10 protein-coding genes are annotated in these 15,531 nt (G+C 51.8%); all 10 read right to left on the bottom strand.

The annotated features are described in order from the left end of the window. Positions 1-12: 12 nt before the first annotated feature. Positions 13-2,544 carry a hypothetical protein gene (locus ACO6UX_RS04945; protein ID WP_422445404.1) on the bottom strand — a complete coding sequence of 844 codons (2,532 nt, stop codon included), beginning with the start codon at positions 2,542-2,544 and terminating at the stop codon, positions 13-15. Further along, positions 2,495-2,899 carry a hypothetical protein gene (locus tag ACO6UX_RS04940; RefSeq protein ID WP_422445402.1) on the bottom strand — a complete coding sequence of 135 codons (405 nt, stop codon included), beginning with the start codon at positions 2,897-2,899 and terminating at the stop codon, positions 2,495-2,497. Before ACO6UX_RS04940 ends, ACO6UX_RS04945 begins: the two co-directional genes overlap by 50 nt. Beyond that, positions 2,896-3,861 (bottom strand): hypothetical protein, encoded by a 966-nt coding sequence (locus ACO6UX_RS04935; RefSeq protein WP_422445400.1) that lies wholly within the window; start codon positions 3,859-3,861, stop codon positions 2,896-2,898. Before ACO6UX_RS04935 ends, ACO6UX_RS04940 begins: the two co-directional genes overlap by 4 nt. A 1,041-nt stretch (positions 3,862-4,902) precedes the next feature. Continuing rightward, positions 4,903-5,907, bottom strand: coding sequence for an alpha-L-glutamate ligase-like protein (locus ACO6UX_RS04930; protein WP_422445399.1), 1,005 nt, complete (start codon positions 5,905-5,907; stop codon positions 4,903-4,905). A 12-nt stretch (positions 5,908-5,919) separates the two neighbouring features. Next, positions 5,920-7,452 carry an inactive transglutaminase family protein gene (locus ACO6UX_RS04925; RefSeq protein ID WP_422445398.1) on the bottom strand — a complete coding sequence of 511 codons (1,533 nt, stop codon included), beginning with the start codon at positions 7,450-7,452 and terminating at the stop codon, positions 5,920-5,922. 333 nt (positions 7,453-7,785) lie between these two features. Continuing rightward, positions 7,786-8,907: an ATP-dependent zinc protease gene (locus tag ACO6UX_RS04920; RefSeq protein WP_422445396.1), complete on the bottom strand. Its 1,122-nt coding sequence runs from the start codon at positions 8,905-8,907 to the stop codon at positions 7,786-7,788. A 316-nt stretch (positions 8,908-9,223) separates the two neighbouring features. Next, positions 9,224-10,555 (bottom strand): branched-chain amino acid transport system II carrier protein, encoded by a 1,332-nt coding sequence (brnQ, locus tag ACO6UX_RS04915; protein ID WP_422445394.1) that lies wholly within the window; start codon positions 10,553-10,555, stop codon positions 9,224-9,226. 177 nt (positions 10,556-10,732) lie between these two features. Then, positions 10,733-11,218 carry an aminoacyl-tRNA deacylase gene (locus tag ACO6UX_RS04910; RefSeq protein WP_422445392.1) on the bottom strand — a complete coding sequence of 162 codons (486 nt, stop codon included), beginning with the start codon at positions 11,216-11,218 and terminating at the stop codon, positions 10,733-10,735. Positions 11,219-11,298: 80 nt separating this feature from the next. Then, positions 11,299-12,252: a magnesium/cobalt transporter CorA gene (corA, locus tag ACO6UX_RS04905; protein ID WP_422445390.1), complete on the bottom strand. Its 954-nt coding sequence runs from the start codon at positions 12,250-12,252 to the stop codon at positions 11,299-11,301. Positions 12,253-12,819: 567 nt separating this feature from the next. Further along, on the bottom strand, positions 12,820-15,531 hold the full coding sequence (glnD, locus tag ACO6UX_RS04900; RefSeq protein ID WP_422445388.1) for a [protein-PII] uridylyltransferase: 2,712 nt from the start codon (positions 15,529-15,531) through the stop codon (positions 12,820-12,822).

Raw genomic sequence — 15,531 nt, 5'->3', positions numbered from 1 at the left:
AGCTACTCCAGCTCAGTTAGTCTGTACCGAACTCATTTCATGGGCTGGTTCCTGCGCAGGAACACTCTGCCTGTTCATTCGTTCTCTGATTCCCTGAATACCCTGTGATACTGAGTTGACCGCAGCGCTTGCCAGTTCTTTACCACGGGTAAGTGGTTTCATCGCCAGCTCCTGACCACGCAACCCCTCCTGGTAACCGGTAATCCATTGATAGGTTGAATAGCCGGCAATCCCCAATCCGCCCGCTGCCAGAAGGGAACCTGTGGTAATTCCCATCGCAGCGGCTGTTGACGCTGTAGCGGCATTACTGCCGTCCAACGCAGGGGTGTCGGCAACCCCTCCTCCATCACCAACACTCCTCCGCCCGACGCGGTGGGGTGCATCCCAACCCTTGCTTTCGAACCTGCTGTTCACCACCGTGGTGTTGGCAACCGTTCCTCCATCGTAAACCACTCCCGCCCCGATGCCGGCGTGTGCATAGTTACCCGAGGTTTCGACCGTGCTGTCCACCGCAGTGGTGTTGGCAACCGTTCCTCCATCGTAAACCACTCCCCCCCCGATGCCGGCGTGTGCAAATTTACCCGAGGTTTTGACCGTGCTGTCCACCGCCGTGGTGTTGGCAACCGTTCCTCCATCTAAAACCACTCCCCCCCCGATGCCGACGTATGCAAGTTTACCCGAGGTTTCCACCGTGCTGTTCATCGCCGTGGTGTTGGCAACCGTTCCTCCATCGTAAACCACTCCCCCCCCAATGGCAGCTTTGGCATGGTCTTCCGAGGTTACGACCGTGCTGTTCACCGCCTTGGTGTTGGCAACCGTTGCTCCATGGTTAACCACCCCGCCCCCGATGCCGGCGTGTGCATTCATACGCGAGGTTTCGACCCTGCTGTTCAACGCTGTGGTGTCGGTAACCGTTCCTCCAACGCCAGCCCACCTCCTGATGTCGTCGTTAGTATTGACACCCGAGGATCTGGCAAGCTTTTTCCCGGCGCCAACCCACCCACCCCCGATGCCGGCGTGTGAATTTATACCCCTGGTTTTGACCGTGCTGTCCATCGCCGTGGTGTTGGTAACCGTTCCTCCATCTAAAACCACCCCCCCTCCGATGCCGGCGTAGGCAAGTTTATGCTTGGTTTCGACCGTGCTGTCCACCGCCGTGGTGTTGGCAACCGATCCTCCAGTGCCAACCCACCCACCCCCGATGCCAGCGTTTGCATAGTGATGCGAGGTTTTGACCCTGCTGTTAACTACCGTGGTGTTGGCAACCGTTGCTCCATCGTTAACCACCCCTCCCCCGATGCCGGCGTGTGCAGCATAACCCCTGGTTTTGACCGTGCTGTTCACCGCCGTGGTGTTGGCAACCATTGCTCCATCTTTAACCCACCCACCCCCGATGCCGGCGTATGAACTGCCACCAAAGGATTGGACTTTGCTGTTCACCGCCGTGGTGTTGGCAACCGTTCCTCCAGCGCCAACGATCCCCCCCCCGATGCCGGCGTCTGCATAATTACTCAAGGTGGCAATTTGAACATCTTCGGCCCGGATATTACGGACTTGGCCATTCACAGTACAAGCCACCACACCTGCCGGCTCATAGGAATTTATACGGGCACCGGTAAAGCGAAGGTTACTGATGCTGCCTTCCAGAGTGTCAACAAAACAGCCAGACAGGCCGCTGATGGTATGATCCTTCCCATCGTACTGCCCGGTGAAGTGATCCCATTCATCACCAATGGATTGATGGAATTGAGAGGCATCAATATCCGCCGTCTGTTGATAGGTACCGTTCAGTGGATAGGCGGGATGTCGGCCAATCTTGCCCAGGGTTTCTGTATCATTAATCTTTATGGGTGTTGATGCTGTAGCGGCTGTTGACGCTGTGGCGGCTGCTGCCGCAGCTGTTGACGCTGTAGTGGGTGTTGATGCTGTAGCGTCTGTTGACACTGTGGCGGCTGCCACCGCAGCTGTTGACTCTTTAGCGGCAGTTGACACTGTAGCTGCAACCGTAGCGGCTGTTGATGCTGAAACGGCTGTTGATGCTGTAGTGGGTGTTGACTCTTTAGCGGCTGTTGACGCTGTAGTGGCTGTTGATGCTATAACGCCTGTTGACACTGTGGCGGCCGCCGTCCCAGCTGTTGACTCTTGAGCGGCAGTTGACACTGTAGCGGCATTTACCGGGCAAGCATTACTGTTCGAAAAATCCAGCGCATCCAGAAATTCAGTTTTCGGAGAGCAATTGGCTGTTAACACACGTAGGTCTGCTTTTTGGCAAAGAAGCTGATCATTGGAGATAGATCCAAAATTCTCTTTATTGCCATTGACATAGCTGTTCACCGCCTTGGTGTTGGTATCCATTTCTTCCATAACCCAGCCACCCTCGATGCCGGCGTATTCATTACTACCCGTGGTTGTGACATGGCTGTTCACCGCCGTGATGTTGGCAACCGTTCCTCCAGGGTAAACCACCCCCACCCCGATGCCGGCGTATGCATTACTATCCGTGGTTTTGACATGGCTGTTCACCGCCGTGGTGTTGGCAACCATTCCTGCAACCCCCCCCCCCGATGCCGGCGAGTCCCCATTCACCCGCGGTTGTGACATGGCTGTTCACCGCCGTGGTGTTGGCAACCGTTCCTTCACGGTAAACCGACCCTCCCCCGATGCCGGCGTATGCATTACTATCCGTGGTTTTGACATGGCTGTTCACCGCCGTGGTGTTGGCAACCGTTCCTCCATCTAAAACCGCCCCCCCCCCGATGCCGGCGTATGAACCATAACCCGAGGTTGTGACATTGCTGTTTACCGCCGCGGTGTTGGCAACCGTTCCGGCACCGAAAACCCTCCCCCCCCCGATGCCGGCGTTTGCACGCCAACCCACGGTTTCGACCGTGCTGTTCACCGCCGTGGTTTTGTCAACCGTTCCGTAAACCCTCCCCCCCCGATGCCGGCGTATGCTGATTCACCCTTGGTTTTGACCGTGCTGTTCACAGCCATGGTTTTGTCAACCGTTCCGTAAACCCGCCCCCCCCCGATGCCGGCGTCTGCATAGTCACCCGAGTTGACAATATGAACATCTTTCGCCCGGATATTACTGACTGTGCCAGTATCATCAACAACACAGGCTGCTAACCCGGTCGGCTTCGCGGAATTTTTTATATTGGCACGAGTAAACTGAAGGTCACTGATGTTGCCTTGCAGAGTGTCAACAAAACAGTCAGACAGGCCGCTGATAGTATGGCACTGCCCATCGTACTCCCCGGTGAATGTGCCAATGGGTTTATGGTCTTTACTGACAACAATATCCGCTGTCTGTTGATATTTGCCGTTTGGTGGAAATTCGGGATGTCGACCAATCTTGCCCAGGTCTTCTGCATTATTAATCTGTTTCGAATTCGCATACTGAAAAGAGCTGGCCAGCGTGCCAAGGGCAAGTAGCCCTTTGGTTCCCTGACTCCCTTGATAGCGGGCCGTGGATGGCTGTTGAAAGGTTACGTCTTTCGAGCCGGGTTCTTTTTCCTGAGCCTCTTCCCGGGTTTCTTTTGATGTCTGTGGTAATTCCGGTTTTGTATCCGGCCCGGGCGAACCGCTCCCGGACCAGGCACTGGCCATATCTTTCGCTATGAAAAGGATGGAACTCGACGGCAGGATAGTTGCTGTGGCCAGTCGCAGAAGATCTTCCACTGCTTTGCGGGAGTTGAAACCGAGGCAAGGATCTTCTGTTGGAATCAATGATTTCGCAAATGCTTTAGAAATAGCAACGCCATGGCCGAGCCAGGAATATTCGGCGCCATTCCCTGAACATTGGGAAGACGTGTCACATAATGGTTGCTGAATGGATTGCTGAATGGGTTGCTGAATCATAAACAGGACTCCTGATGTTGTCGTACATGGTTTCAATGAGTTTGACGGGTTGTCGTTATCGTAAGCCTCAGCACTCCGTTCGTCCTGAGTGCTGAGCTTGTCGAAGCATCGAAGGGCGCAAACTCCGGGCCATGATAGATCGTGCCAGCACCCTTCGACTCCGCTCAGGATGAACGGAGTTGGTACACGTCAATCTCATTGAAATGATGTAGTAGTGCATAACAGTACATTAGAAAGTGCACAAAAAATGACGGCGCACTCCCTTGTTCGTTTATGCAGTGACGTAAAAGTTCCCGGGTTATGTTTTTTTTAGTGGGCGCGATGCCTACGTTAAAAGTGTCGTGTTATCTTTATACTTGAATGGTGGTAAAACTAATTAAAATTAGCGAAAAATGTAGCGTTTTAATCCTTCTACCTTATTGATGGCCGTTTATTCAGATGTAATTATGTATTCCTGTTCGTCTATGCAGTGACGTAAAATTTTCGAGTTATTTTTTTTATTTTAGGGTTTAAAAAGTCACACCATCGTTTATCCATTAGCCAATTTCTTTTTTTGCACCATCGAAAACCAGCCCGTCAACCGCCCAAAAAAGAAGCATCCCTGATCAGCAGGGCAGTCTATTCTCGGCCAACTGCTTAGGAATTGTCCCGAAATAATTTCCACATTTTGGGCTCGATCTCCGTTCATCCTGAGTGCTGAACTTGTCGAAGCATCGAAGGGTGATTGGCACAATACATGAGGCCGGAGTTCACGCCCTTCGACAGGCTCAGGACGAACGTAGTACATGGTTTCAATGAGTTTGACGTGTACGATCTCCGTTCACCCTGAGCGGAGTCGAAGGGTGCTTGGCACGATCTATCAGAGTCCGGAGTTTCCGCCTTTAGGCCCTATGGGTCCTTCGATGCTTCGACAAGCTCAGCACTCAGGACGAACGGAGTGCGGAGGCACGACAACCCGTCAAACTCATTGAAACCATGTAGTAGTTTTGAAACTCAGAAATGTCGAAGTTATTTCAGGACAGCTCATCAGCCATTGGGGAATCAGCGCTCTGGTGCAGTGGTCAGGCCAAAATGCTGCTGTGAAAAAGCAACCCGTTCTTCAATAGGCAGGTCATGTTTTCGAAGGGATTCAATCATTTTCAGCCTGGGCTCGATCCCCTGGCCATTGGCAATCTGAATCGCCAGCCCCGGTCGGGCGTTGAGCTCCAGAATCAGAGGGCCAAGATGTTTATCCAGCACCAGATCGACACCCAGGTAGCCCAGGTTGGTCATCTCATAGCAGGCAGCAGACAGGCATAATATCTTATGCCAGTGGGGCACATTGAGGGTTGAGAAATTGTGGCCCGTATCCGGATGAAGGCTGACCGGCAAATCATGCTGCACACTTCTCAGGCTGTTGCCGGTTGCCATGTCCAGGCCGACGCCGACTGCCCCCTGGTGCAGGTTGGCCTTGCCATCGGATTTCCGGGTGGCCAGGCGCATCATCGCCATAACCGGAAAGCCCCGGAACACAATGACCCGGATATCCGGTACACCTTCAAAGCTGTAGTCATTAAAAATGGGGTCAGCGACGATCAGGTTTTCGATAACGGCGAAGTCTGATTTGCCGCCCAGACTGTAGAGACCGCCGAGAATATTGGACACATCACGGCTAATGGCGTCAAAGGATAGACTTTCGCCGCTGGCCTTGACGTATCGATCACCATCACGACCGGTAATCACCAGAATGCCTTTGCCGCCACTGCCCTTGGCCGGTTTGATAACAAACTTATCCAGTGGTTCCAGAATGCCCTTTAACTTGCGGATATCGGACTGGTATTCAATCACGCCAATCAGTTTTGGTACATCAACACCGGCTTTCTCGGCCATGCGTTTGGTGGTCAGTTTGTCGTCCACCAGGGGCAGGAGGCGTCTGGGGTTATATCGGGAGATATAATTCAGGTTGCGGCTGTTCATGCTGAGTATCCCGGACTCTCTGAGCCGGGAGGGTGTGGTAATTGAGTTTTTTGCCAGCGTGTTGTGCACAAAGCTTGTTAACCATCCCATGGAAACCGACCTCTACTTATCCGAATGAACCAGTGGATAGAACCGCTTGAGTTCAAGCATTCGATAGCCAGTGTACTGACCAAGCAGCAGAACAATGCCCAACAAGGTGAGCATCAGTTCAGGGAAGTTGAAGGTGAGCTGTTCAACAATGGGATTGGACATCAACAGGTAACTCAGGGTGGCTACCAGAAGACTGCCGCCGCCTTCTTTCACGACATCGCCGGGGCCTTCTTCTTCCCAGAGGATGGACATCCGCTCAATGGTCCATGCCAGAATGATCATCGGGAAGAAAGTGACCGTCAGTGCCTGGGTGATGCCCAGCTTCCAGCTGAAGATACTCATGGCGGCCATGATCAGAATGACTACAATGATGACAGCCCCCAGCCGTGCAACTAGCAGCATGTTTTGCTGACTGAGGAAAGACCGTATCCATAAACCAATGGATACCAGGGAGGTGAATATCACCAGCCCGGGTATTAATTGAGTTTGCAGGAAAGCCATGGCAATAAGCACCGGCATAAAGGTACCGGAGGTGCGTAGGCCAACGATGATGCGCATAAATAGCACAACCAATACCCCGATCGGTATCAACAGAATGATCTTAAAAGCATTCTGGACTTCCAATGGCAGGGAGTAGATGGAAAAGTCTATTAAGGCAGCACCATCCTGGTTTGCCTGGGTGAGTGCCAGCTCCCGGGTCGGGGCATTCTGGGAAATAATAGAGAACCTGACGTCAGAGTTAACCCCGCCCATCACATCCAGCAGTGATTTGGCCCCGCGCTGCCAGAGAAAGAAGGCGTCCGGGTTGCCTGCTTTACCGGTTTTGGGATCAAAGAGCTGCCATTCGGTGCCGTCATACACCTCTATCATGTCGATAATGGGTTGTCTGCGTCGGCCATCTTCCAGGTGCAGGCCCCGGACAATGCGAGCGGGGATATTACCCATATGGAGTAGATTGACCAGCAAGTCCGGAAGCTTAACCCCTTCTTCCACCATGCCGAGCAGCATATTGGTGTTCTGGCCGGGTTCTTTGGCATTAAACTGGCTGATCATGGTGTCGGCAAAACTGACCGTGTCTGCTGAGTGTTCAGTCACCTGTTTTAACAGGCTTTTGGCGGCGGTTTGATAGGGCTCGGGCAGCACGGGCGCAATGAACGCTTCGGGCTGGTCATGCACGTTGGGGTTGATGCCGGGCTCCAGCCGGATCTTAACCTTATAAAACAGATCCTGGCGACCATCCGCTTTACGGATACTCCAGACGGCACGGCGTTGACCGCCATCGTTGGTCTGGTTAATGCCATAGCCGGGTGAGGCAAAGGATTCATCGAGAATTCTTACATCGGACTGCTGATCCGGAAGGGTCAAGCTTGCCTGGGCAGCCTGTCCCCGGGCTTTGAAGCTCACCCAGGCTTCAATACTCCAGACAGTAGAGACATCCTTGCCCAATAGCGGAAAACCCAGTGCAAAGTGTTTGTACAGGGTTAATCCAAGGCCGGCAACAATCAGTCCGGCAATCATAAGGCCAAGCTGAAAACGACCTTTCATTCTTTTCCTCGCTTTTAACTGTCTATCTTGGGTTCAGTTGATATAAGGGAGCCTGGCTAAACTGTGCCCGGCTAGTACATGGTTTTAATGTCCAGGCTGGGTTTCCTCTATCAATGACGCCCAAACTCCATTCGTTCTGAGCCTGTCGAAGGACCCATAGGGCCTAAAGGCGGAAACTCCGGACTCTGATAGATCGTGCCAAGCACCCTTCGACTCCGCTCAGGGTGAACGGAGATGGTACACGCACTCATTGAAATGGTGTACCAGGCTGTAAGCCGTACAGGGCTTTTTTTCCGCTCAGGGCTGTTTTTCCGCTCAGGGCTGTTTTTCCGCTCAGGGCTGTTTGGTATCCGATGTGTATTCTCTGGATACATCCACAAGCGCTCGTTTTTCAAGGAAACGGGCACCGATCAATGCCGGGAATTCATAGTTTTCCCGGCTGCGCAAAGTGAATTGTGTCGGTACAAGGATGTCACCAATGCTGGCGTTCAACGTGATCACCGGGCGTCGTTCAGGCTCTTCTCCATGACGTTTGATCCGAACAAACCGGGTGACCGGCTCCTGCATGGATATAAGGTCACCAGTGGAGTTTGCCAATCGGAAGCGAACCCAGTCTTGGCCATCTTTTTCGAAAAACTCCATATCCCGTGCATCTATGGATGAGGTCAGGGCACCGGTATCAATTCGGGCTTTGAGGACCGTATCGGCATCAGGCAGCGTCATATGTTCAACAGCGCCCACGGTGACCAGACCTTTAATGCTGACCGGTTTGATGATCGCCCTGGTGTAGGATTTCTGGGTAACGGGAACCAGGGCTTTACGGTTATTGGAGCTGATCACCGTTTTAGTGGCAATATGCTTCTGATTGACGTCGATAACGGCCAGATCCTGCATAAAGCTGCGCCCTATTAGCAGCGGTGACTCATAGTTGCTGCGATCTGTCAGTGAAACAGGCACTGACTGGGTAATGTCACCGATGGTTATGGTCATCATGACAATCGGGCGCTCCACCGATGGGAGCCCCGGACGTTTGATCCGGGTGACACTTTTCAGCGGTAACTCCATCAGCTCAGTCCCTTTGGACGTACGATGCAGCTCAAACCTGACCCACTTTTTGCCATCACGCTCAAAAAACTGGATCTCTCTGGCATCCACGGAACTGTTTTCTGCGCCGGTATCCAGCTTTGCCTCCATTTTGAGGTTCAGGTTTGGCAGGGTAGCGGTTTCGTTGATGCCAAGAACGAGCAGGCCATCCTGGTGAGCCGGTGTCTGGATGGTCTGCTCACGAATGGTAATCGTATGGGTATCGGCAGGAGGTTTTGTTTGTGCCTCGGGCTTTGCTGGCACCATAGGGTGTTCCGACGTCTCCGGAACCGGAACGGGTTGGGTAGTACGAGAATCGTCCTTGGCAGGACGCTCTTTATAAAAAGCTGTCTGGCATCCGGTTAAAATCATGGTTAAAACAAATAAAGCAGGCAGAGCCAAGTTGCGGAACATGTGACAAGCACTACGTTTTTTGGGGACTATTTAAGGCGCACACATTTTGTGTGTGCAGCCATGGCGGTTGCCTGTCATCAACAAAACCGTAGTGCCTAAAGGAGTCCGGTGATAGTGGCTGAAGTATTGGCAACTAAAAGCGCAGAAGCTTACTTGATCTGCCTTCGCTTGCCAATTGTTAATCTTGACTAAATTCTGAGATATCTCTGCAGCCGCTCTATAAGCCAGCCCGGATAGCCAGGCTACCCGGGTAACAAACAATGGTTGTGATTTATTATGGCGTTTGACAGTTCGAAGCAGGTCTGATGATCAAGCCAATTAGAACGGTAATGATTAATACAGCCAGAGACGGAAGTAGCCAGACCAGGTGTGCTTCATAGCCGGGCATCATGCTGAAAGGCTGTAAAAAAGGCTGTAGCACTGAAAAATCTTTTATGCGAAGTGCATCAATGATGCTGAAGGTGAAAATGACCGCCAGTGTGGCCCGGTAAGTCAGGACGGGCCTGGGCAGCCAGTCACGAATAAGCCCCAGGAAAATCAATGTTATGGAGATTGGGTAGAGAATCAGAAGTACCGGAATAAAAAGGTCAATAATCTCGTTTAACTCCATATTGGCAAAAAAGACACAGACAATGCTGATGACGGTGACAATGGTTCGATAGCTGACCCTATCGAACATTTCATCAAAGTACTCACTGGCGGCGGTGATACAGCCAATGGCCGTAGTCAGACAGGCCAGGGTGACCACAGCCGCGAGCAGTGCTATCCCGGTGGTTCCGAACAGTGTCTCGGCATAAAGGGTCAGGATTTGCCCGCCGTTGTCCGGATCGGGGGCTATCTCCCGGCTGGTGGCTCCCAGGTAGAAAAGAGAGAGGTACACCAGGGCAAGCCCGGCCGCTGCGATGATGCCGGTAATGATACTGTAATGAAACAGGCTGGACTTATCTTCAATACCATGGGACTTGAGATTGGTGATGATGACAATGCCGAACATCAGTGCTGCGAGGGCATCCATGGTCATATAACCCTCAAGGAATCCCTTGATAACCGGCGATTCGGTATAAGTACCCATGGCCTGCCCGGGAATACCGAGTGGTGAAAAAATGGGGGAGAGGCCGAGAATGACCAGCAGGGCAATCAGCGCCGGAGTGATCAGTTCGCCTACCGACTCCAGCAGTTTTCCGGGCCGGATAGACAGATACCAGGAGATACTGAAAAAGATCAGGCTGAATATCAGCTGGCTGAGCTTGCCGGGTTCCGCCAGAAACGGTGTGATTCCCACTTCAAAAGAGACCAGGGCGGTCCTTGGAACGGCATACAGGGGGCCAATAATCAGGTAAATGCAGGAGCCAAGGGCGATAATCAGGGCTCTGGGCATTTCGCCACTGATTTCGTTGAATCCGCCACCCACTCTGGCGATGGCAACAATGCCCAATAGTGGCAGGCCGACGCCGGTAAGCAGGAAGCCTGCAGCGGCATACCACATATCCTGACCTGCCAGTTGTCCCACCATGGGGGGGAAAATCAGGTTTCCTGCCCCGAGAAACATGGCAAATACCATAAACCCCATACCGACAATATTCTGTAAACTCAGTTTTTGTTTCATGTTTTCAGCTTCCAGAATTCCCGATTATTGAAGTTTTACCGGGATCTGCTCCTTTTTTACATTAATTAAATAGTCTTTCTGATGACAGATAACCAGCTGCCTGCTATCAGTATGGACGCTATCTGTGAAAGTGGTAGCAGGGCAATCGACGAGCCTGAAAAGCATGACGGCAATCATTTAATGATTGCCCGGTGGTGCTGAACAAAGGTCATCATGGGGCTGATCATTGCTGATTTGCTGCAAGCTTTCCTGCAACAGGCAGATCAGGGTTTCATGATCACCGGCTTCCAGGAAAACATCCGGGCTTTGGCTCAGCCGGTTGTCCCAGAGCACTGCCATATTGTAGGGCTCACCAAAGGGTGGAATGGCTCCGGGCTCGCAGTCTTTGAACCTGGAGTTAAGTTCGTGTTCTGTGGCGAACTGCAGTTTTGAGTTGGTGATTTGGCTCACCTGGTGAATATTGACCCGGTTGGCCGCAGGTAAAATGGCCATCAGGTAGTGATCAAGACTATCTTTCAGGACCACTGCCTTGGCCAGCTGGTGCAATGGAATCCGGGCGGCGATGGCGCTCTGCACGGAACTTTTGCTGGGTTGATGTCGGATGGTTTGATAGGGAATATGCTGCCTGGCAAGGTAATCGTAAACTGTGTTGGCAATGCTCATGATGAAATCACCCCAGTAAATTCTGGCTTGAGGTGAAAAGAGTATAGCCGCTGATGGTTGTATTTCAGGGGCTATCGGTATTACAACCAGCCTTTACGTTTAAAAAACAGAAAGGTGGCTAACGCGCTCAACAACATCAGTCCGAGTGCAATTGGGTAGCCGAACTCAATCGAGAGCTCTGGCATGATTTTGAAATTCATCCCGTAAATACTGGCAATCAGTGTCGGCGGGAGGAACATAACGGCGGCCACTGAGAAAATCTTGATTATGTTGTTCTGCTCAAGATTGATGTAGCCCATGGTGGACTCCATCAGAAAGTTGATTTTCTCGAACAGGAAGCCGGTGTGTGGTGTCAGGGATTCAATATCCCGAAGCATATCCCTGATATTGTCCTTCTGTTCATCATTGAGCATGTGGCTGCATGCGCGCATCAGGTAACGAAGTGAGCGCTGGGTATCCAGCAGATTCAACCTGACTTTGCCATTCAGGTCCTCCTGAAGTGTGATAGTGCGCAGCTGCTCATCAACATCTTTATACTGCTCTGACAGCGCATTCTGGCTGACTTCTTCCAGGTCCTCGTAAACCTCTTCCAGAGTATCAGCAAGGTATTCAACCTTGGCATCAAACAGCGCAATGATCACCTCCAGAGGCGTTGCTGCCTTGATATGCTGGGTTTTAAGGTGTTTGCGCATCAGCCTGAATAAACCGGTGGGCTCATCCTGAAGGGTGATCAGTTTATCGGGTCTGAGGTTGAATGCGACGTTAATATTTCTCAGCTCGTGGCCGGACCTGTGGGGAAACAGGGAGCGAATATGTATACCGCTTTCGGTTTCAAAGTAGCGGGAGGAAATTTCAATCTCTCCCAGATCTTCTTCTTCGGGCAGGCAGCCCGGGAAGTGGGTTGTTAACCATTGGTGCTCAGCACTGTCCGGCTCTGTTGCTTCCAGCCATATAGTGCCCTTGGCCGACGGGAAATCTGGCGACACCCGGTCAATGGAAAACTGGTTATCCTGAGCACTATAGGCAAAGATCATAGTTACTGCCTTATTGATAACGAAATAGATTGGCTGACTCGAAGTTATAGTGCCAGCCACCAAACTATCTATCTGAACGACCAGACCCTGAATATTTCAAAAAACAACGGAGGATATTGTCATTTCAGATTTCAGAGGGTTGCACCGTTTGGTCACAAAAAAGGAGAGGGATTGTACGATAATTGACTTCTATTAGGATAGTGGGAATGTGCTAGTACATGGTTTCAATGAGTTTGGCGGGTTGTCGTGCCTCCGCACTCCGTTCGTCCTGAGTGCTGAGCTTGTCGAAGCATCGAAGGACCCATAGGGCCTAAAGGCGGAAACTCCGGACTCTGATAGATCGTGCCAAGCACCCTTCGACTCCGCTCAGGGTGAACGGAGATTGTACACGTCAAACTCATTGAAACCATGTACCAGGTGCTACTAAACTGGCAGGGTAGTATAAGGAAAGAGACTGGGCTGAACGCTCTGATGACGGGGAGGCGCTACACCCGCAAAACGGTCTCAATGCAGGTCGGATCGCGAGCCGACTCGTGCCCCAACCGCATGCATCATGAAACTCAGTTATCAAGGTGTAATGGCATCATGGCTTGACGCTTCACGCAGTACATGGATTAATGCACTGCATATTTCGTTACAGCTCGCAGCCTCCCGAATGGCCTTACCATTATGGTCAGCTATGATAAAACTGTCTTCGACCTTTTCCCCAAAGGTGGCAATTTTGGCACCGTGTACCTGCAGATCCAGTCTGGCGAAGGTTTTGCCGATCAGGGTAAGCAGTCCGGGGCGGTCTGTTGCGGTAATATCCAGCACTGTTTGCCTGGGTTCAATCTGGTTGCTGATCAGCACCGCAGGCTCCCGGTTAAAATAGCGCAGTTGCCGTGGTGTGCGACGGCGGATAAGGTCCGGGAATGTGTCCGGCGCAGACAGGGTATTCTGCAGGTGCGTTTTGATGTCCAGTATCCGTTCGGCATTGGGTCCGATGGCAGAGCCATCTTCTTCAAGCACGGTATAGGTATCAAGGCTGTAGTTACTTCTGGAGGTAATGATACGGGCATCCTGAATGGCCAGTCCCAGCTGATGAAACGCTGCTACTGTGGCAGCAAACAGATTGGACTGGTCATGGGTATAGACAAACACGCTTGACCCCTGGTGCTCATAACCATCGGCAATTTCCGGAATCAGGATCAGCGGCTTTTCTGAGTCATGCTGGAGAATACCTTTGGTCTGCCAGCTGATTTCATCACTTTGGTGACGGAGAAAATACTCATCATTAAACTGATCCCAGAGGTAGGATATGTCTTCCTCTTTCAAGCCTTGTTCGATTAACAGAGCCATTGCCCGTTGTTTGGTGTTGGCTATCTGCTCATTCATTTCCGGCAGATTATCTACGCCCCGTTTCAAAAGCTGGTGGGTTTGCGAGAAAAGCTGTTGCAACAGAGAGGCTCTCCAGCCATTCCAAAGCCCGGGGTTGGTGGCATTAATATCCGCTACTGTCAGGAGGTAAAGGTACTTCAGTCGTTCCCGGGTACCGACACGCCGTGCGAAGTCCTGAATCACTTTCGGGTCGGACAGATCTTTTTTCTGAGCGGTGACGGACATGGTCAGGTGTTCCTGGACCAGCCAGACAATCAGCGCAGTATCTTCTTTATTCAGGCCATGAACACGACAGAATTGCTGTGCATCCTCGGCACCGAGCTGGGAGTGATCGCCTCCACGGCCTTTACCGATATCGTGGTAAAGGCCTGCCAGATAAAGTAATTCCGGTTTGGGAATTCTATGGATGATTCTTGAGGCAATAGGAAACTGCTGGTGGCTCTTTTGGTAGGAAAAACTTCGCAGGTACTTTATCAATAACAGGGTGTGGGCATCCACCGTGAGTGTGTGGAAAAGATCGTACTGCATCTGCCCTATGATTCGACCAAACTCCGGAAGGTAGCGACCCAGTATGCCGTAGCGGGCCAGCCTTCTTAACGACGCTGTTAAAGCATAGGGGGCACGCATGAGTTCCAGAAACAGCCTTGTACATCTTGGGTCTTTGCGAAAAGTACCGTCTACCAGGTGGCGGTAATCTCTCAGCAGTCGTATGGTTTCAGCGGTGGGACCGTGGATTTTCTGATCCCGGGTGAGCAGCACAAACATCTCCAGAATCGCGGGCGGGTGTTCGGCAAAGACTCTATCGTGCACGGTTTCAATGTAGTTATTGCATACCTGGAAACGTTCATTAATGGCATGAACTTTATGAACGATGCCAGCGCTGAGGATATCGTCGTCAAAATGTTGCAGCAGCAGGTCTTTTAGCTGGCTGACAATCATGACCGTGCGAAAGTAGCTCTGCATAAACTGCTCTACCGCCAAAGCGCCTGTGTGGTCGTGATAACCGAACTGGCTGGCCAGCGTTCGCTGGTGGTCAAACAGCAGGCGATCTTCTCCCCGCCCGGTCAGGGAGTGAAGTGCCCAGCGGATTTTCCAGAGAAATGCCCGGCACCTCTGCAGCTGCTGATATTCAACATTGCTCAGGAATCCAAGCTCCATAAGCTCAGCGGGATCATGAGTCCCGTAGTGGCGACGGGCCACCCATCCCAGCATATGCAGATCCCGAAGGCCGCCCGGTGAACCCTTGATATTTGGCTCCAGATCATATTCGGTATCATTATATTTACGGTGCCGTTTACGTTGTTCATCGAATTTTGCCTGAAGATACCGTTGACTGGGCCACATATTTTCAGTGTCAATCAGGTCCAACAGGTGTTCGTGCAGAAATGCCGGACCGGATATCACCCGGGACTCTATCAGGTTGGTGATGATGGTCAGATCGTCAGCGGCCTGGCTGGCACACTCATCAAGGGAGCGGACACTGGAGCCGACTTTTAATCCGATATCCCAGAGTAAGGTCAGGAAATGTTCGATCGCATCCTGGTGTTCATCGTAATGGTCTTTTTCCAGCAGTATCAGAATGTCAATGTCGGATCCGGGGTGCAGCTCCCCTCTGCCGTAACCGCCAACGGCCAGTAGGGCAATGGGGCAGCTGTCACTCCAGTTCAGATGTTCCCAGGCCAGGCGCAGAATCTGATCCATCAACCAAGCCCTGGCAAATACCAGCTGCTCTATATTCATACCATCCAGAAACCATTGATCCATTTTGGATGTGGCTTCCTTGAGGCATTTCTTATAGGCCGGAATCGGGGTTTTGGAAATTGTTAAGTCCGCCCGGAACTGACTCTTGTTGAAAAGATGATCCTGAACAGAGGTTGGGATTTTCTGAAACGGATTGCTCAT

This window comes from Endozoicomonas sp. ALB091 (genome assembly GCF_049310265.1).
GTDB lineage: Bacteria > Pseudomonadota > Gammaproteobacteria > Pseudomonadales > Endozoicomonadaceae > Endozoicomonas.
Note: the sequence above shows the minus strand (reverse complement) of the source record. Positions and strands in the feature narration are given on the sequence as shown.